We start from the raw sequence: 18,685 nt of genomic DNA on the forward strand, positions 1-18,685 counted from the left end.
TCGGGGGACAGACGTCGGCGGGGTGTCTCACAGGAACCTCACCGCCTCACCGGCGTTCATCCCCAACTCCCCCGGCATAGTGAGGTGTCGCGGAACGACCAGCAGTGGGCGGTCAGTTGTGCGCGACCAGCAGTATTCAGTAGGAGAAGTTCAGCAGTTTCCACGGGCGTTATCGCACCATGCGTTCCACAAGTACGCCCGCGTCGTCTCGGCGCGGGCGGCGCACCGGCCTGGTCGCCGCCGGTCTCGTCGCGGCCCTGGCGCTCACCACGACCGCGTGCAACGGCGACGACTCCGCGAGCGACAAGCCGGCCGCCACCGCCACTCAGGCCTCCGGCCAGGACAAGATCCGGATTCCGTCGTCCGTCGCCGACAAACTCAAGGCGCACGGCGTCGATGTCGACAAGTGCGCGGATGGCGGCTGGAAGAACTGGGACAAGGACAAGTGGCTCAGTGGGGCCAAGGACTTCGTCAATCCGGTGATCAAGGAGCTGTGGAAGCCCGAGCGGATGAAGTCCGGCGTGGAGGCCGACAAGACGGTCTCCACGAAGGACGCCGCCGCCGACCAGGGCGTCAGTGACCCGAAGCCGACGCCCGTCGAGGCCGCCGCCGAGAAGACGCCGTACCACCAAGAACGCGGCCCCGGTCAGGAAGGTCTTCTTCGACTCCCCCAAGGGCTCGATGGTCTGCTCCGGCACGGTCGTCAAGGACGTCAACCACCCCGGCAAGTCCAACCTCGTGTGGACGGCGGGCCATTGCGTCCACGCGGGCAAGGACGGCGGCTGTTACCGCAACATCGAGTTCGTGTCCTCGTACAACGACCTCGGCGAGTCCGCGTCCCGGCTGAGCAACGCCTCGGCGTCCGAGATCGCTCCCTACGGCCAGTGGTGGGCCGACTGGGCCTCGACCTCGAACCAGTGGATCCAGGGCGGCTCGGAGACGGGTGGCGCGGGTGCCGCGTACGACTACGCGATCCTGCATGTGGCGCCGCAGTCCGGTTCCAATTCCCTTGAGGAGACGGTCGGCGCCGCGCTCGACGTGGACTTCTCGGCGCCCTCCGCGACCGAGGTCGGTTCGCTGGGTGCCTGGGGCTACCCGGCCGCGCCGCCGTACAGCGGTCTGAAGATGTTCAAGTGCCTCGACCGGCCGGGCCGGTTGTTGCTCGACACGGCCCTGCCCACGATGTACGGCATCGGCTGCACGATGACCGGCGGTTCCGGCGGCGGCTGGTTCCGCGTGATCGACGGCAAGAAGGAGCTGGTCTCCAACACCTCGATCGGCCCGTCCGACAACACCTGGCTCACGGGCCCCCAGCTCGGCACCACCGCCGAGTCGCTCTACGAGAACATGAGCAGGACGTACGGCGGTCGGTGACCCGCACGCACGCGTGCATGCCGAAGGCCCGCCCCCTGGAAGAGCGTTGGGGGCGGGCCTTCGGACTAACCTGCTACGACCGTCAGGCCAGCGGTGCCGGGACGTACGGCGCGAGTTCCGCCGCCAGTTCCTCGTGCACCCGGGCCTTGAGCTGGGTGCCCTCCGAGGTGTGCTCCTCGGAGATCACCTCGCCCTCGGAGTGGGCGCGGGCGACCAGCTTGCCGTGGGTGTACGGCACGAGCGCCTCGATCTCGACCGAGGGGCGCGGCAGTTCGCTGTCGATGAGCGCGAGCAGCTCGTCGATGCCCTGGCCGGTGCGGGCCGAGACCGCGATGGAGCGCTTCTCGTTCCTCATCAGCCGCTGGAGCGTCAGCGGGTCGGCCGCGTCCGCCTTGTTGATGATGACGATCTCGGGCACCTTGGTGGCGCCGACATCCCGGATCACCTCGCGTACGGCGGCCAGCTGCTCCTCCGGGACCGGGTGCGAACCGTCCACCACGTGCAGGATCAGGTCGGCGTCGCCGACCTCCTCCATCGTGGAGCGGAAGGCCTCGACCAGGTGGTGCGGCAGGTGCCGGACGAACCCGACGGTGTCGACCAGCGTGTACAGCCGTCCGCCCGGGGTCTCGGCCCGGCGCACGGTCGGGTCGAGGGTCGCGAACAGCGCGTTCTCGACCAGCACGCCCGCGCCCGTAAGGCGGTTGAGCAGGGACGACTTTCCGGCGTTGGTGTAACCGGCGATCGCGACCGAGGGCACCTTGTGGCGTCGGCGCTCCTGGCGCTTGATGTCGCGGCCCGTCTTCATGTCCGCGATCTCCCGGCGCATCTTCGCCATCTTCTCGCGGATACGACGCCGGTCCGTCTCGATCTTGGTCTCACCAGGACCACGGGTGGCGAGGCCGCCGCCCGAGCCGCCGCCCATCTGACGGGACAGCGACTGACCCCAGCCGCGGAGCCTCGGCAGCATGTACTGCATCTGCGCGAGCGCGACCTGCGCCTTGCCCTCCCGGGACTTGGCGTGCTGGGCGAAGATGTCGAGGATCAGGGCCGTACGGTCGATGACCTTGACCTTGACGACGTCTTCGAGGTGGATCAGCTGGCCCGGGCTGAGCTCACCGTCACAGATGACGGTGTCGGCGCCGGTCTCCAGGACGATGTCCCGCAGTTCGTTGGCCTTGCCCGAACCGATGTAGGTGGCCGCGTCCGGCTTGTCGCGGCGCTGGACGACACCGTCGAGCACGAGCGCGCCCGCGGTCTCCGCGAGGGCGGCCAGCTCGGCGAGCGAGTTGTCCGCGTCCTGCACCGTGCCCGTGGTCCAGACGCCGACGAGTACGACGCGCTCCAGGCGGAGCTGTCGGTACTCGACCTCGGTGACGTCCTCGAGCTCGGTGGAGAGGCCGGCGACGCGGCGCAGGGCCGCGCGCTCGGAGCGGTCGAGCTGGTCGCCGTCCCGCTCTCCGTCGATCTCGTGGCTCCAGGCGACGTCCTCTTCCATCAGGGCATCGGCCCGAAGACCTTCGGGGTAGGCGTGCGCGAAGCGCTCAGTGTCCTGGGAAGGGGAAGAAGAGGAGGTCATTGGGTCCTTACGTCGATGGGAGTCCTGCAAAGGTCATAACGTGCGAGTGCCTCCGGAGATTCCCGGTGGCTGCCGGGTGTGTCCCCGGTGACCCGCGCCGCCGACCTGAAGATGGTCGCACGGCGCGGATCGCCACGTCACTGCCTTATTTACTGCCCGTCACCGCCCCGTTTCACCGGTGCCTGCGACTTCCAGTCCGGGTGGCCCGGCATCGGCGGGGTCTTCTCGCCGTAGAGCCAGGCCTTGAAGAAGTCGCTCAGGTCGCGGCCGGAGATCGCGGAGGCGAGTTCCTCGAAGTCGGCGGTGGTGGCCGTGCCGTCCCGGTGGACGCTCACCCAGGTGCGCTCCAGGCGCTCGAAGGCGGGGCGGCCGATCTCCTGGCGCAGGGCGTAGAGGGCCAGGGCGGCGCCGTCGTAGACGTTGGGGCGGAAGATGCCGATCTTCTGGCCGGGCGCGGGCGCCTTGGGGAGCGCGGGCGGTCCGCCTGCGGCGCGCCAGCCGTCGGAGGCCGCGTAGGCCGCCTTCATGCGTGTCTCCATGGGCCGGTGCGCCTTCTCCTCGGCGTACAGCTCCTCGTACCAGGTGGCGTGTCCCTCGTTGAGCCACAGGTCGGACCAGGCGCGGGGGCTGACGCTGTCGCCGAACCACTGGTGGGACAGCTCGTGCACCATGATCGACTCGACGTACCACTTGGGGTAGGCGGGCTCGGTGAAGAGATCTCTCTCGAAGAGAGAGATCGTCTGCGTCTCGAGTTCGAAGCCGGTGGACGCGTCGGCCATGAGCAGCCCGTACGTCTCGAAGGGGTACCGGCCGACCTTGCTCTCCATCCACGCGATCTGGTCGGGGGTCTTCTCGAGCCACGGTTCCAGCTGCTTGGCGTCCTTGGCGGGTACGACGTCGCGCATCGGCAGGTCGTGCGGTCCTGTGCGGTGCAGCACGGCGGAGCGGCCGATGGACACCTGGGCGAGTTCGGTGGCCATGGGGTGCTGTGTGCGGTACGTCCAGGTGGTGTTCCTGCCGACCTTGTCGACGCCGGCCGGCAGCCCGTTGGCCACGGCCGTGTAGGCATTGGGGGCGGTGACCCGGATCGTGAACATCGCCTTGTCGGAGGGATGGTCGTTGCACGGGAACACCAGGTGCGCGGCATCGGCCTGGTTGGCCATCGCGAGCCCGTCCTTGGTGCGCACCCAGCCGCCGTCCTGGCCCTTGGCGGACACGGGGTCGCTGGTGTGCCGCACGGTGATCCGCGTCCAACTCCCCTCGGAAATCGGCCTCTCCGGGGTCACGACCAGGTCCTCGCCGGCACCGGCGAAGGTGGCGGGCCGACCGTCGACCTCGACCGAGTCGACCGTCCCGTGCGCGAAGTCCAGGTTGATCCGGTCCAGCCTCTCGGTCGTCCACGCGTCGATCGTGGTGACGGCCTGCAGCGGCTTGCTGTTGCTGCCGGGATACGTGAACGAGAGGTCGTACGACGCCACGTCGTAGCCCGGGTTGCCCAGCGTCGGGAAGAGCCGGTCACCGACGCCGAGGGGCGTGGGCGGGGCGCTCGCGGCGACTAGGCAGACGGACACGGCGGAGGCGAGCAGCGCCGCCTTCAGCCGTCGGGAGTTCCTGGTGCGCGGCCGGGGAGCCGAATCACCGGAGCCGGTGCGGGGGATGCCGTTGCCGGTCGTGCCGGTGCGAGGGGTGAGCAGCATGCACCACCGCTACCAGCGCGCGCGTGCCCTACGGCGACGACTCGCGCCCGGCCCACTCGAACGGGGTCATTCGGGGGGCTACGGGGCTCGGTGCACCGGGTTGCGCGGGCTTTCAGGGTGCCGCGCGGGCTTTCACGGCGCTGGCTTTCAGGACGCCAGGGGCACTCAAGTCAAGCGCGCCTCACGCCTCAGCGAGCCGGGCCGCTTCAGGTTGGCGCGTGGATCGGAGGACCGGGTCGCTCAACATCGGCTTGTACCGCGGGACTCCGGGGGGGGCTCACAGCGGACGCGCGTCGCAAAAGCTCTCCCCCGGGAGGACTCATGGTGGACGCGTACGTCAACGGGTCGGGTCGGCTCAAGGGGGACGCGGGCCTCGGAAGGCCAGGGGAAACTCCGGGCAGACGCAACGCCTCAGAAGACCAGGGCGGCTCAAGCGGAGCACGTACCTCAACGGGCTGGGGCAGCTCAGGCCGGACGCGGCTCTCAGGAGACCAGGGGCGACTCCGGGCAGATGCACGTCCCAAGAGACCCGAGGCCACTCCGGGCAAACGCACGTCTCAGGGGATCAGGGGCGGCTGAAGCCGAACGCGCACCTCGCAAGGCCAAGGACCGCTCACCCCGGGCGCGTCCCTCAGCAGGCCGGTTGCGAAGCCCGCGCCCGCCTCAGAACGCCGTCGTGTTGTGGTGCTGCGCGCGGCTCACGTCGTAGACGCCCGGTACGTTGCGCATCGCCCGCATGAGAGTCAGGAGGTGGGCGGCGTCCGGGAGTTGGAGTGTGTAGGTGTGGCGGACGCGTTGCTGGGTCGGGGGTTCGACAGTCGCCGAGACGATTTCCGCGCCCTCCAGAGCGATCGCTTCGGTGAGGTCGGCGAGCAGATGCGGGCGGCCGAACGATTCGGCTACCAGCGTGACCCGGCACTCGGTGGTGTCGCCCCAGCGCACGCCGACTTCCGCGCGCCCCACGCTCTTCATGTGCGCCACCGCGCTGCACTCCACGCGATGGACGGTCACGACACCGCCGCGTACCGAGAATCCGGTGACCTCGTCGGGCGGTACGGGCGTGCAGCAGCCTGCGAGCCGTACGGTCGCGCCGGGCTGGTCGACGACCGGGGTGGCGGGGGCGTCCCCCGTGTTCGGGGTGCCCGGGGTGTCTTCGGAGGCGGGGGGCGCCGAACGGACGCTCTGCGCCCCCTCGTTCACCTCCGCGCCCTGCCCGTCACCGGTCGCCGGATGCGCCGCGATCCACCGCTGGATGGCGATCCGGGCGGCGGGCGTGTGCGCGTGCTCCAGCCACTCCCTGGAGGGCTCGGAGGCCGGGTCCTGGCCCATGAGGAGCTGGACGGTGTCGCCGTCCTTCAGGGCCGTGCTGAGGGTCGCCAGACGGCCGTTGACGCGCGCGCCGATGCAGGCGTGGGCGTCCTCGCCGTACTGCGCGTACGCGGCGTCCACACAGGTCGCCCCGTCGGGCAGGCCCAGCGTGCCGCCGTCGGGTCGGTACACGGTGATCTCGCGATCCTGGGCGAGGTCCTCGCGGAGCGTCGACCAGAAGGTGTCCGGGTCGGGCGCGCCCTCCTGCCAGTCGAGGAGGCGGGAGAGCCAGCCGGGCCGGGTGGGGTCGGCGCGCTCGCCGTCGTTCGCGGCCTGTTGCTCCTCCGAAGGAGGAGCGTAGGGATTGCCGAGCGCGATGACGCCGGCCTCGGCGACCTTGTGCATCTGGTGGGTGCGGATGAGGACTTCGACGACCTGGCCGTCCGTGTGGGCCACGGCGGTGTGCAGCGACTGGTACAGGTTGAACTTGGGGACGGCGATGAAGTCCTTGAACTCCGAGACGACCGGCTTCAGGCACGTGTGCAGTTCGCCGAGGACGCCGTAACAGTCCGCGTCCTCGTTCACGAGCACCAGGAGTCGGCCGAAGTCGGCGCCGCGCAGCCTGCCGCGCTTGCGGGCGACGCGGTGCACGGAGACGAAGTGCCGTGGCCTGATGAGGACTTCGGCCGGGATGCCTGCGTCGCGCAGGACGCCGCGCACCTCGTCGGTGACCTCGGCGAGCGGGTCGTCCGCGCGGGACGCGTTGTCGACGATCAACTCGCGTGTGTGGTCGTACTCCTCGGGGTGGAGAATCGCGAAGACCAGGTCTTCCAGTTCGGTCTTGAGCGCCTGGACGCCGAGCCGTTCGGCGAGCGGGATGAGGACGTCCCGGGTGACCTTGGCGATACGTGCCTGCTTCTCGGGGCGCATCACGCCCAGGGTGCGCATGTTGTGCAGTCGGTCGGCGAGTTTGATCGACATCACGCGGACGTCGCTGCCGGTGGCGACGAGCATCTTGCGGAAGGTCTCCGGTTCGGCCGCGGCGCCGTAGTCGACCTTCTCCAACTTCGTTACGCCGTCGACGAGATAGCGCACCTCGGCGCCGAACTCCTCGCCGACCTGATCGAGTGTCACCTCCGTGTCCTCGACGGTGTCGTGGAGCAGGGAGGCCGTCAACGTCGTTGTCTCCGCGCCGAGTTCGGCGAGGATCAGGGTCACGGCGAGCGGGTGCGTGATGTACGGCTCGCCGCTCTTGCGCATCTGGCCGCGGTGCGAGGACTCGGCCAGGACCCAGGCGCGGCGCAGCGGTTCGAGGTCGGCGTCCGCATAGTGGGCGCGATGCGCCTCGGCGACATGGCCGATGGCGTCGGGCAGCCGGTCGCGGGCGGCGGGGCCGAGCAGGGCGGCCCGGCCGAGCCGGCGCAGGTCGATCCGGGGGCGGGCCTTCCTGCGGGGCACTGTGTTGATCACAGGGCCTGGGCTCGCAGGGTTCGTGGCCTCCGCACTCATGGGCACCTCCGGCTGCTTGACCGGCGGACGGGTGCCCCATGGCGTACTCGGCTCAGGGGATGGTGACGATCCCCCGTCCGGGCCGGTGCTTGATGCTACCGAGCCCACCACGTGCGACTGACCGCCTCTCGCCGAGCGTGAAACGGATCACCCATTCGAGCGAAGGTCGGCGGGTTTACGGTTTTGCGCCACGCCATAGGAGGTCAGCCGTGGTTTCGAGCCGCACCGGACGCCGGAGACTTCGGATCAGGGTGTCCGGAGCGGCCAGGACTGCGATTCACCCGTTCAGCGGATGGCGTTTTCCAGCCACTCGGCATCGATCTCGCCCTCGGCGACGATCACCGCGGGACCGGTCATCTCGATCTGGCCGTCGGGCCGCTCGGTGATCACCAGCGTTCCACCGGGCACATCGACGGTGTACGTCGCGTGCGTCCCGGTGACTGCCGGGTCGGCGCCGTCTCTGCGGGCGGCGGCCACGGCGACCGCGCACGCGCCCGTGCCGCACGAGCGGGTCTCGCCCGCGCCGCGCTCGTGCACGCGCATGGCGACGTGCCCGGGGCCTCGGTCGACCACGAACTCCACGTTCACGCCGTCCGGGTAGGCGGCGGCCGGACCGAAGAGCGGCGCGGAGAGCAGGTCGCCGGCCTGCGCGAGGTCGTCGACGAAGGCGACCGCGTGCGGGTTGCCCATGTTCACGTTCCGCGCGGGCCAGCTGCGCTCGCCGACGCTCACCGTGACGTCCCCTTCGGGGAGACGGGCCTTGCCCATGCCGGTGGTGACGTCGCCGTCCTTGGCGATGTGCATGGACTTCACACCCGCGCGCGTGGCGATCGCGAAGTCACCTTCGGCCACATATCCGGCTCGCTGGAGATAGCGGGCGAACACACGGGTGCCGTTTCCGCACATCTCCGCGATCGACCCGTCGCCGTTGCGGTAGTCCATGAACCACTCCGCCTCGGCCGCCATGTCCCGCGCCTCGGGGTGCGCGGCGGACCGTACGACGTGCAGCAGTCCGTCGCCGCCGATGCCCGCGCGGCGGTCGCACAGGGCGGCCACGGCTGCCGGGGGGAGGTCGATGACGTTCTCGGGGTCCGGGACGATCACGAAGTCGTTCTCGGTGCCGTGCCCCTTGAGGAAGGCGATCCGCGTGCTCATTCCTCGATCGTACGGGGTGGCTATGACAACCCGACGAGCCCGGTGAACAACCTCAGTGACAGAGCTCGGCGGCTAGCGGAGTCTGGCCACGCGCCACACGGCCAGGACCACCACTACGGCCACCACCAGGGCGTACGCGATGACGACCCGCCAGTCCGGGCGGCGCCCGGAGCCGCGCTGCGGGAAGCCCGGCCAGGTGTACCCGACGCGGCGGGCGGCCGTCGTGCCCCAGCCGGCCGCGCAGGAGCAGATGAGCAGGCCGAGCATGGCGACCACGGCCCCGCTGTCGCCGAAATCGAAGGCGAGCGGGAAGGAGAACATCAGGGAGCCGACCGCGGCCAGGGCCACGATGGGGGCGAGCTGCCAGATCCGCAGACGGCGCTGCGGGCGGAGTTCGACCTCGACCTCGGGACCGGCGAACATCTCGTCGGGCCCGGGACCGTCGGCGGTCACGCCGCCCTGGATCTCGTCCGGGCCGTCCGGGCTCAGCCGGTCGTCGCCCTCTTCCGGTTCACCACGGTCCGCGGTGACCTGCTCGATGCCTTCTGCGGTGTCGCGAGGGCCGGCCTCCATCGCCACGCGCCCTCCCAACTCGGACTCCACTTGGTCGATCGAAGCTCGATGATGGCACGCCCCCGGAGGCCGGAACGGCGGCCGGAGCGTCCCGATGCCATGACGTGATCAGGCTGTAACCGGTCGTTCGACCAACGCCAGTGCCAGGTGCGGCAGTTCTGTGAGATCCGCCGCAGCCCCACTCAACCAGTGCACCCGGGGATCGCGCCTGAACCACGAATCCTGACGGCGCGCGAAGCGCTTGGTGGCACGCACGGTCTCCGTGCGCGCCTCCTGTTCCGTGCACTCCCCCGCGAGCGCCGCGAGCACCTGCTGATAGCCGAGCGCACGGGATGCCGTGACCCCCTCGCGCAGCCCGCGCGCCTCCAGCTCCCGCACCTCGTCCACGAGCCCCGCGCCCCACATCCGGTCGACCCGGCGCGCGATGCGCTCGTCGAGTTCGGGGCGCGCCACGTCGACGCCGATCTGGACGGTGTCGTAGACCGAGTCGTGGCCGGGGAGGTTGGCGGTGAAGGGCTTGCCGGTGATCTCGATGACCTCCAGGGCCCGGACGATACGGCGGCCGTTGCTGGGCAGGATCGCGTGCGCGGCCTCCGGGTCGGCGGCGGCCAGGCGGGCGTGCAGGGCGCCGGAGCCGCGCAGGGCGAGCTCCTCCTCCAGCCGGGCCCGGACCTCGGGGTCGGTGCCGGGGAACTCCAGGTTGTCGACGGCCCCGCGCACGTACAGCCCGGAGCCGCCGACCAGGATCGGCCAGCGCCCCTCGGCGAGCAGGGCGTCGATGCGCTCCCGGGCGAGCCGTTGGTACTCGGCGACGGACGCCGTGACCGTCACGTCCCAGATGTCCAGGAGATGGTGCGGGACGCCGTCGCGCTCCTCGGGCGTCAGCTTGGCGGTGCCGATGTCCATCCCTCGGTAGAGCTGCATGGAGTCGGCGTTGACGACCTCGCCACCTAGGCGCTGGGCCAGGAAGACGCCCAGATCGGACTTTCCGGCCGCGGTCGGTCCGACGACGGCGATGACTCGGGGGGCGGGGGGTGCGCTGCTCACGTTCCCAGTCTCGCAAACGTCGGACCCTCGCCTCGAACGAGTTACGTGACAGCACGCGCGCGGGGTCGTTGCCCGTTGCGAGGTATCCCGCCGCCGGTTTCTGGAGGCGGTGACCCGGGCGACGCAAACGGACGCACCGGGCTACGCGGGATTTCGCCCGCACGAGTAACGTATGGAGTTGATATGGGCGTTTTTGACCGGCTTCTTCGGAGGTCGAAGGCTACGGAGGAGGCGTCAACCGCCGAAGCGGTGACCGACACGGCGACGGCCGAGGCGCCGACGGCGGAAGCGGCGGACGAGGTGTCGGAGACCGAGGCGGGGGCAGGGGTCGAGGAAGCGGCGGAGACGAGGGCGACGGAGGCCGTCGCGACTGGCGAGTCCGTCGACGCTGTCGACAGCGTCGAGATTCCGAAGCAGCAGTCCGCCCAAGCCGCCGCCGACAACGAGGCCGGTGAAGGCGCCCGAACGTAACTGCCCCGCGTGGGAAGGTGAACCATGGGTCTGATGGACAGTTGGAAGGCCAAACTCGCCCCGGCGAAGGACAAGGTCTCGGGCCTCGCGCAGCAGCACGGAGGCAAGATCGAGAACGGCCTGGACAAGGCCGCGAAAATGGTCGACGAGAAGACCAAGGGCAAGTACAGCGACAAGATCCAGACAGGCACGGGCAAGGCCAAGGACGCCATGGACCGACTCGCGCACCAGGGCGACGCGGGAAGCGCCGGCAGCACCGGGGCGGAGGGCGGCGGCACGACCACGCCGCCGGATTCGACCCCGCCGGCTCCCTGAACGGCGCCTGCACATCGATCGGCGGACGGCCGCGGGGCTCATGGCTCCTCGGCCGTCCGCCGTTCTGCGTTCTGCGTACGGGGGGGGCGGTTCGGACGCCGGTGGATGCGTTCAATTCCGGGCGGGGCGAGTGGACGCGGTTCGGGGGCGCTACGACGGCCACGCCTGCACGCGTGTGCACCTGCGGCCTACGCAACGACGACGGCGTACGGGGAGACGACGGCGTACGAGGTTAGGTGTCACGGGCGCCGCGTGCAGACGCGTGTCCCGCCCGCCGGCCACGGGGCACTTCTCCCCACCCTGCGGCCCCACCGGCGACGCTGAGACCGCCTTCGGGCAACGCCACCCAGGGCGAGTCACCCTCGCTCCCCACCCGCACCTACGACCAGGTAGCGACCACGTACCCGACCCCGTACGGCGCGTCCTCGTACAACAACGCCCCGCCGAGGTCCGCCCCCTCCGCCGCGCCCGCGAGCACCTGCCACGGCGCTCGGCCCGACGCCTTCAGCTCGTACGCCAGCTCGGCATCCAGCGCCTTGACGGCCGCCACGTCCGCCGCCCCCAGCGCACGCGCGACCTCCGCGTCGAAGGGTGCCGCCCGTTCGTCGAGATAGCCCGGTGCCTTCAGCGTCCGGCACGCGCTGGCGTCGCCCATCACCAGCAGCGCGACCCGGTCGGCCCGCGCGACGATGTCCCTCCCCGTTTGGATACACCGCTCGGCCTTGAGAGGTTCCCCCACGCCGAGTCCCTCGATCGGGGCGTCGGACCACCCGGTCCGCTCCAGCAGCCACGCGGCGACGGCGAGAGAGGGCGGAAGCTCACGCTCCGTCGCCGCGCCAGCGTCCCCGCGCCCATCCCTGTTGCCGTTCCCGCCCAGCCGTACGTCGAGATCCACGCCGAAGCCGCGGAACGAACCGCGCGTGCCCTCAGGGTGCGGCCCGCGCCCGTTCTGCTCGGCGGGCCCGACGACCACCAGGCGGTCGGGTCGCGCGGCGGCGAGCACGCCCAGCGCGTCGGTGCACGCCGCCCGCGCGGCGGCCAGTTCGGGCGCGGCGCCTGCGGCGACATCGGGAACCAGGAGCGGCGGGCAGGGGCAGACGGCAGCAGCTACGAGCATGGCCGGAACCCTAACAAGGCGCCCCGTCACATCACGCGGACAGTCCACATGGCCACGCCGTCGATACGGCAGCGGCCCGGCGTCACGCCCAACGGGGCGCGACGACGTCAGTCGCAGCCGCAACCACTCGCCGTGGCGACCGGCAGCGGCGCGGGTGCGCCGATCTTCGGCAGGCCCAGCATCACGCCGGCGGGCTTCGCAGCCTCGGCCGCGTTGCGCTTCTGCCAGGCGTCGCCCGCGCGCGTGCGGCGCACGCTCAGGGTGGGGCCCTCGGCGAGGAGGTGGTGCGGGGCGGCATACGTGATCTCGACCGTCACCACGTCACCGGGGCGGACGTCCTGGTCCGGCTTGGTGAAGTGGACGAGGCGGTTGTCGGGGGCACGCCCGGAGAGTCGGTGGGTGGCGCCGTCCTTGCGGCCCTCGCCCTCGGCGACCATCAGTTCCAGGGTGCGGCCGACCTGCTTCTTGTTCTCGTCCCAGGAGATCTCCTCCTGGAGGGCGACGAGACGCATGTAGCGCTCCTGGACGACCTCCTTGGGGATCTGGTTCTCCATGGTCGCGGCCGGGGTGCCGGGCCGCTTGGAGTACTGGAACGTGAACGCTTGCGCGAAGCGCGCCTCGCGGACCGCGTGCATCGTCTGCTCGAAGTCCTCCTCGGTCTCCCCGGGGAAGCCCACGATGATGTCGGTGGTGATCGCGGCGTGCGGGATGGACGCGCGGACCTTCTCGATGATCCCCAGGTAGCGCTCCTGGCGGTAGGACCGGCGCATGGCCTTGAGAATCGGGTCGGAGCCGGACTGCATGGGCATGTGCAGCTGCGGCATCACGTTCGGTGTCTCGGCCATCGCGGCGATGACGTCGTCGGTGAAGTCGCGCGGGTGCGGCGAGGTGAACCGGACACGCTCCAGGCCCTCGATCGCGCCGCACGCGCGGAGCAGCTTGCTGAAGGCCTCGCGGTCGCCGATGTCGGAGCCGTACGCGTTGACGTTCTGGCCGAGCAGCGTGATCTCGGAGACGCCCTCGCCGACCAGGGCCTCGATCTCGGCGAGGATGTCGCCCGTGCGGCGGTCCTTCTCCTTGCCGCGCAGCGCCGGGACGATGCAGAAGGTGCACGTGTTGTTGCAGCCGACGGAGATCGACACCCAGGCCGCGTAGGCGCTCTCGCGCCGGGTCGGCAGCGTCGAGGGGAAGGCCTCCAGGGACTCCGCGATCTCGACCTGCGCCTCTTCCTGGACGCGCGCGCGTTCCAGGAGGACCGGCAGCTTGCCGATGTTGTGCGTCCCGAAGACGACGTCCACCCAGGGCGCCTTCTTCACGATGGTGTCGCGGTCCTTCTGGGCGAGGCAGCCGCCGACGGCGATCTGCATCCCGGGGCGCTTCGTCTTCATCGGGGCGAGCCGGCCGAGGTTGCCGTAGAGCCGGTTGTCGGCGTTCTCGCGCACGGCGCAGGTGTTGAAGACGACGACGTCCGCGTCACCGTCCGACCCTTCGGGCGCGCGCACATAACCGGCACCCTCCAGGAGACCGGAGAGCCGCTCGGAATCGTGAACGTTCATCTGGCACCCATAAGTGCGCACTTCGTACGTTTTGACGTCCACTGTCCCGCTCCGGTCACCGCTGCTCATGTGACAAGGGTAGGCGGTGCCGGGAGCGACTCCTCCGGCGGCCGAGAACCGCCGCGGCTCACGTCACTCGTCGCTCGTGCCCCACCCCTGCCTGCGCAGCACCGCGGAGACATCCGGCGCCTCGTAGTGCTCCCCCTTGAGCACCTTGCCGTCATCCCTGCGGACGATCTCGCCGTCCGGGCCGATCTTGGTCATGTTGGCGCGGTGGATCTCGGCGATCACCGCGTCGAGGTCGACTCCGTGGACGAGGGCCGTGCCGTATGCGACGTAGACGACGTCGGCCAGCTCGTGCGCCAGCTTGTCGAGGGGGCCGCCGACCGAGACCTCGGCGACCTCCGCGGCCTCCTCTGCGAGCAGTTCGCCCCGGTGGGCGGCGAGGTCGGGGGCGACCTCGGTGGGTGTGGTGCGGGCGTCGAGCCCGAAGGCCAGGTGGAATTCGCGGACCAGGTCGGCGGGCGAAGAACTCATGCGACGACCCTAATGGCCTCCGCTGACGGGCTCCGATCAGTCTCCGCCGATTCCCTCCGCCCCGATCCGGCGCACGGCCCCGAGCCCGGCCCTGCCCTGGTCAGCACCGCGCACGGACTGGCAGGATCGCGCGCATGCTCAAGGTGTTCTCCCGTATCAGCAGGCGCCGGGCCCTCCAGGGTGCGGCCGCCGGCGTCGTCGCGTTCGGGCTGTTGCTGTGGTGGCTGCTGCCCCTGGGCGACGAGCCGCCGACCGGGACGATCACCTTCAGCACTGGGACCCCGCTGGGCGTCTACCAGGAGTACGGCAAGCTCCTGCGCACCGAGCTGGACAAGGACATGCCCGGCCTCACGGTGAAGCTGGTGAACAGCGACGGGTCGCAGGAGAACGTCGCGCGCGTGGCGACCGGCCACGCCGACTTCACCATCGCCGCGGCCGACGCGGTGGGGACGTACGAGATGGAAGGCAAGCCCGGTGCGGCCGGACTGCGCGGGGTCGCGCGGCTCTACGACGACTACGTCCAGCTCATCGTGCCGCGTGACTCGGACATCGACTCGGTCACCGATCTGCGGGGCAAGCGCGTGGCCATAGGGCCGGACCGCTCGGGTGTGCGGCTGATCGCCGACCGGGTGCTCACGGCGGCCGGCATCGACCCGAAGAAGGGCGTCGAGCCGGTGGCGGCGGGTATCGACACCGGACCGAACCTGCTCAAGCGGGGCAAGATCGATGCCTTCTTCTGGTCGGGCGGGCTGCCGACGGACGGCCTGAAGGACCTCGCCAAGAACTACGCGTTCCGGTTCGTGCCGATCGAGGCGACCCTCGTGGCCAAGATGCACGAGCAGGGCGACGCCACCCGCTACTACCGCGCCACCAACATGCCGGAGTCGGCGTACCCGACCGTCCAGCGTGGGTCCACCGTCCCGACCATCGCCGTGTCCAACCTGCTGATGACCCGCAAGGACATGAACGCCAGGCTCACCGAGTGGATCACCAAGACCGTGATCAAGAGCCGCGACGGCATCGGCAAGCAGGTCCACTCCGCTCAGCTGGTGGACCTGCGCACGGCGATCTACACCGACCCCCTGGCCCTGCACGAGGGCGCCCGGCGCTACTACCGCTCCGTCAAGCCGTAGAGCCGTAGAGCGCGCCACAAGCGCCCGGATCGCCGCCCGGGCCCCGGGGACCTCAACACCCGCCCCTGAGCCGCCCGTTCAGGCCGTAGGACCGCTCCTGGGCACCGACACGGTCACCTTGAGGCCGTGCGAGTCGTGGTGGTCGTACGTGAGGGAGCCGCCGCCCGCGGCCAGCAGGACCTGGGAGATGGACAGGCCGAGGCCGGAGCCCTTGATGTTCTGGTGGCGGCCGCTGCGCCAGAAGCGGTCGCCGACGCGGGCGAGTTCGTCCTCGGTGAGGCCCGGGCCGTGGTCCGTGACGACGACGGTCGAGGTCTCGCCGTTCGACGCGACCGTCACCTCGACGCACTCGTCCTCGGGCGTGAACTTCACCGCGTTGTCGATCACCGCGTCCAGGGCGCTGGACAGCGTGACCGGGTCGGCCCAGGCCGTGGTCGGCGGACAATTGCCCACCAGGCACACGCCCTTGGCCTCAGCGGTCGGTGCCCAGGCCGCGACGCGCTCGGCGGTCAGCGCGCCGATGTCGGTGATCCTGAGGTCGGCGTCCGCGTGCTCGGCCAGGGCCAGATCGAGCAGGTCGTCCAGGACCTGGGTCAGGCGCTTGCCCTCGGTACGGACCGAGGCGATCTCGTCGTTGTCCTCCGGCAGTTCGAGTGCGAGCAGTTCGATGCGCAGCAGCAGCGCCGAGAGCGGGTTGCGCAGCTGGTGCGAGGCGTCGGCGACGAAGGCGCGCTGCTGCTCCAGCACGTCCTCGACGTTGTCCGCCATCTCGTTGAACGAACGGGCCAGGCGCTGGAGTTCCGGCGGCCCGCCGGCGGCGGCGACCCGGGACTTGAGGCGTCCGGTGGCGATGTCGTGGGTGGTGGCGTCGAGGACCCGTACGGGTCGCAGGACCCAGCCGGTCAGCCGTAGGGCCGCACCGACGGCCAGCAGCATCGCGGCGATCTCGCCGGCGCCGATCGTCAGCCAGCCGCGCAGGGTCCGTGAACGCATCGGTCCGGTGGGCGAGTCGGTGACCACGACCGCGATGACGTCGCCGTCCCGGATGACCGGCGAGGCGACGACCAGGCGGTTGCGCTGCCAGGGCCAGACCTGCTCCGGGTCGTGGCTGCGGCGGCTGAGGAGTGCCTCGGCGAACGCGTCGCGCACCTCGCCCGTCTTGGGCAGAAGGAAGTCGTCCGGCGCGTTCGCCATGGAGATGTCGGTGCGGTAGAAGACGCCCGCGCGGATGCCGTAGACCTCGTAGTAGCTGGCCAGTTCGCGGTCCAGGGTCTCCTGGCGCTCGTCCGGGACCGTGTTGGCGGGGCGTGATCCCGTGGGTGCGTCGGTGACGAACTGGGCGAGGGCCGCAAACCGCGCGGTGTCGTCGATACGGTCGACGATCACCTTCTGCTGCTGCGCCTTGGCGACGCTGATGGCGAGCGGGACGCCGAGCGCCAGCAGCACGGCCGCCATCAGGACGATGAGCAGCGGGAGAAGACGTGTGCGCACCCGGGCCCGCTACGCGGCCGGGGCGACGAGCCGGTAGCCGACGCCTCGTACGGTCTCGATCAACGCGGGCATCCGCAGTTTGGCGCGCAGGGACGCGACATGCACCTCCAGGGTGCGTCCCGTGCCCTCCCAACTGGTGCGCCACACCTCGCTGATGATCTGCTCCCGCCGGAACACGACCCCCGGGCGCTGTGCGAGCAGCGCCAGCAGATCGAACTCCTTGCGGGTCAGCTGGACGACCGAACCGTCCACACTGACCTGGCGGGTGGGCAGTTCGATGCGCACCGGCCCGAGCCGCAGCGCGGTGTCGCCGCCCCCGCCGGCGTCCTCGTGGACGCTGCGCCGGCTGACGGCGTGGATACGGGCGAGCAGCTCCCCGGTGTCGTACGGCTTCACTACGTAGTCGTCGGCTCCGAGGTTGAGGCCGTGGATGCGGGAGCGCACGTCGGAGCGGGCGGTGACCATGATCACCGGGGTGCTGGTGCGCTTGCGGATCTTGCCGCAGACCTCGTAGCCGTCCTGGTCGGGCAGGCCGAGGTCGAGGAGGACGACACCGAAGCCGTCGCTCTCGGGGACGAGTGCCTGGAGGGCCTCCTCGCCGCTGCGGGCGTGCGTGACGTCGAATCCGTGCCGCGCCAGGACCGCGGACAGAGCGGCGGCGACATGGTTGTCGTCCTCGACGAGGAGCAGTCTCATCCCGGCCCCCTCCGGTTCATCGTTCGTATGGTGTCGGCCTGTACAAAAGCACGTCTCACGCGCGCGTGCACTCCAGGCAGTCACGCTGATGGACGAAGACGCCGTCAAGTGGGTTCCGGTTGCGTGCGGCCTTCCGTTGTCCAGCCGGTACGGATCCCGGCGGCAAAGTGCTACGACACGTGTCCTATTGCTATCCGATCGTGATGCTCAGATCTCGCTCAGATGTGATGACGCTGGTCGTGAGGCCTCACTACTGTCCTCCGCAACCGACGAGGACGGAGCCAGCAAGCGATGACCGAAGTATCGGTGGCCAAGGAAGATGTGGCCGCGACCGGCGAACTCGTCGTCCTGAAGAGCGTCAACAAGCACTTCGGCGCGTTGCACGTACTCCAGGACATCGATCTGACGATCGCCCGCGGCGAAGTCGTCGTGGTGATCGGGCCCTCCGGGTCCGGGAAGTCCACTCTGTGCCGCACCATCAACCGCCTGGAGACGACCGATTCGGGTTCGATCACGATCGACGGCAAGCCGCTGCCCCAGGAGGGCAGGGAGCTGGCCCGGCTGCGTGCGGACGTCGGCATGGTCTTCCAGTCCTTCAACCTCTTCGCGCACAAGACCGTGCTCGAGAACGTGATGCTGGGCCAGATCAAGGTCCGCAAGACCGACCGCAAGCAGGCCGAGGAGAAGGCCCGGGCTTTGCTCGACCGGGTCGGCGTGGCCACGCAGGCGGACAAGTACCCGGCTCAGCTGTCCGGCGGTCAGCAGCAGCGCGTCGCCATCGCGCGGGCGCTGGCCATGGACCCCAAGGTGATGCTCTTCGACGAGCCGACCTCGGCGCTCGACCCGGAGATGATCAACGAGGTGCTGGAGGTCATGCAGCAGCTCGCCCGGGACGGGATGACGATGATCGTCGTCACCCACGAGATGGGCTTCGCCCGCTCGGCCGCCAACCGCGTGGTGTTCATGGCCGACGGCCGCATCGTCGAAGAGGCCGTGCCTGACCAGTTCTTCAGCAACCCGCGCAGCGACCGGGCCAAGGACTTCCTGTCGAAGATCCTTCACCACTGACGACCGCCGGCGATCAGCGCCGACACCCACCGACGATCAGCCACGAACGCTGACCAACCGCT

At 70.2% G+C, this 18,685-nt stretch carries 15 protein-coding genes and 1 pseudogene; 5 read left to right on the forward strand and 11 right to left on the reverse strand.

The features are described 5' to 3' along the window. Positions 1 to 179 precede the first annotated feature (179 nt). Positions 180 to 1,374 (forward strand): annotated as a pseudogene (locus tag OG504_RS15600) (trypsin-like serine peptidase). Positions 1,375 to 1,456: 82 nt separating this feature from the next. Here OG504_RS15600 and hflX read toward each other — a convergent pair. The 6 genes from hflX to miaA all read right to left on the reverse strand — a co-directional run bounded on the left by hflX (position 1,457) and on the right by miaA (position 10,239). After that, positions 1,457 to 2,950, reverse strand: a complete 1,494-nt coding sequence (hflX, locus tag OG504_RS15605) for a GTPase HflX (RefSeq protein ID WP_405990384.1) — start codon at positions 2,948 to 2,950, stop codon at positions 1,457 to 1,459. 149 nt (positions 2,951 to 3,099) lie between these two features. Then, positions 3,100 to 4,647 carry a M1 family metallopeptidase gene (locus OG504_RS15610; RefSeq protein ID WP_405990385.1) on the reverse strand — a complete coding sequence of 516 codons (1,548 nt, stop codon included), beginning with the start codon at positions 4,645 to 4,647 and terminating at the stop codon, positions 3,100 to 3,102. Between the two features lie 663 nt (positions 4,648 to 5,310). Next, positions 5,311 to 7,464 (reverse strand): RelA/SpoT family protein, encoded by a 2,154-nt coding sequence (locus OG504_RS15615; RefSeq protein ID WP_405990386.1) that lies wholly within the window; start codon positions 7,462 to 7,464, stop codon positions 5,311 to 5,313. A gap of 285 nt (positions 7,465 to 7,749) precedes the next feature. Further along, positions 7,750 to 8,619 carry a diaminopimelate epimerase gene (gene dapF / locus OG504_RS15620; protein ID WP_405990387.1) on the reverse strand — a complete coding sequence of 290 codons (870 nt, stop codon included), beginning with the start codon at positions 8,617 to 8,619 and terminating at the stop codon, positions 7,750 to 7,752. A 72-nt stretch (positions 8,620 to 8,691) separates the two neighbouring features. Further along, a complete protein-coding gene (locus tag OG504_RS15625; RefSeq protein ID WP_405996342.1) occupies positions 8,692 to 9,192 on the reverse strand; it encodes a hypothetical protein in 501 nt (166 codons plus the stop codon). Positions 9,193 to 9,300: 108 nt separating this feature from the next. After that, the gene (gene miaA / locus OG504_RS15630) at positions 9,301 to 10,239 is read right to left on the reverse strand and encodes a tRNA (adenosine(37)-N6)-dimethylallyltransferase MiaA (RefSeq protein ID WP_405990388.1); all 939 of its coding nucleotides are present in this window, start codon (positions 10,237 to 10,239) and stop codon (positions 9,301 to 9,303) included. A 249-nt stretch (positions 10,240 to 10,488) separates the two neighbouring features. Between miaA and OG504_RS15635 the strand changes: the two genes are divergently transcribed. Both OG504_RS15635 and OG504_RS15640 read left to right on the forward strand, forming a co-directional pair. After that, entirely contained in the window at positions 10,489 to 10,710 is a 222-nt protein-coding gene (locus OG504_RS15635; protein WP_405990389.1) for a hypothetical protein, read from the forward strand. 24 nt (positions 10,711 to 10,734) lie between these two features. Next, positions 10,735 to 11,025 (forward strand): antitoxin, encoded by a 291-nt coding sequence (locus OG504_RS15640; protein WP_405990390.1) that lies wholly within the window; start codon positions 10,735 to 10,737, stop codon positions 11,023 to 11,025. Between the two features lie 379 nt (positions 11,026 to 11,404). Here OG504_RS15640 and OG504_RS15645 read toward each other — a convergent pair whose 3' ends face one another. The 3 genes from OG504_RS15645 to OG504_RS15655 form a co-directional block, all read right to left on the reverse strand. Further along, positions 11,405 to 12,142: a class III extradiol dioxygenase subunit B-like domain-containing protein gene (locus OG504_RS15645; protein WP_405990391.1), complete on the reverse strand. Its 738-nt coding sequence runs from the start codon at positions 12,140 to 12,142 to the stop codon at positions 11,405 to 11,407. A 107-nt stretch (positions 12,143 to 12,249) separates the two neighbouring features. Next, the gene (miaB, locus tag OG504_RS15650) at positions 12,250 to 13,767 is read right to left on the reverse strand and encodes a tRNA (N6-isopentenyl adenosine(37)-C2)-methylthiotransferase MiaB (RefSeq protein WP_405990392.1); all 1,518 of its coding nucleotides are present in this window, start codon (positions 13,765 to 13,767) and stop codon (positions 12,250 to 12,252) included. A gap of 63 nt (positions 13,768 to 13,830) precedes the next feature. Then, positions 13,831 to 14,235, reverse strand: coding sequence for a MazG nucleotide pyrophosphohydrolase domain-containing protein (locus OG504_RS15655; RefSeq protein ID WP_405990393.1), 405 nt, complete (start codon positions 14,233 to 14,235; stop codon positions 13,831 to 13,833). 134 nt (positions 14,236 to 14,369) lie between these two features. Here OG504_RS15655 and OG504_RS15660 point away from each other — a divergent pair, with 134 nt between their 5' ends. Beyond that, positions 14,370 to 15,368, forward strand: a complete 999-nt coding sequence (locus tag OG504_RS15660) for a TAXI family TRAP transporter solute-binding subunit (RefSeq protein ID WP_405990394.1) — start codon at positions 14,370 to 14,372, stop codon at positions 15,366 to 15,368. A gap of 78 nt (positions 15,369 to 15,446) precedes the next feature. Here the strand turns inward: OG504_RS15660 and OG504_RS15665 are convergent, their stop codons facing one another. Beyond that, a complete protein-coding gene (locus tag OG504_RS15665; RefSeq protein ID WP_405990395.1) occupies positions 15,447 to 16,859 on the reverse strand; it encodes an ATP-binding protein in 1,413 nt (470 codons plus the stop codon). Between the two features lie 9 nt (positions 16,860 to 16,868). Beyond that, the gene (locus OG504_RS15670; protein ID WP_328678120.1) at positions 16,869 to 17,555 is read right to left on the reverse strand and encodes a response regulator transcription factor; all 687 of its coding nucleotides are present in this window, start codon (positions 17,553 to 17,555) and stop codon (positions 16,869 to 16,871) included. Positions 17,556 to 17,846: 291 nt separating this feature from the next. Between OG504_RS15670 and OG504_RS15675 the strand changes: the two genes are divergently transcribed. Beyond that, entirely contained in the window at positions 17,847 to 18,623 is a 777-nt protein-coding gene (locus tag OG504_RS15675; protein ID WP_405990396.1) for an amino acid ABC transporter ATP-binding protein, read from the forward strand. Positions 18,624 to 18,685: the final 62 nt, after the last annotated feature.

Source organism: Streptomyces sp. NBC_00986 (assembly GCF_045162565.1).
Classification (GTDB): domain Bacteria; phylum Actinomycetota; class Actinomycetes; order Streptomycetales; family Streptomycetaceae; genus Streptomyces.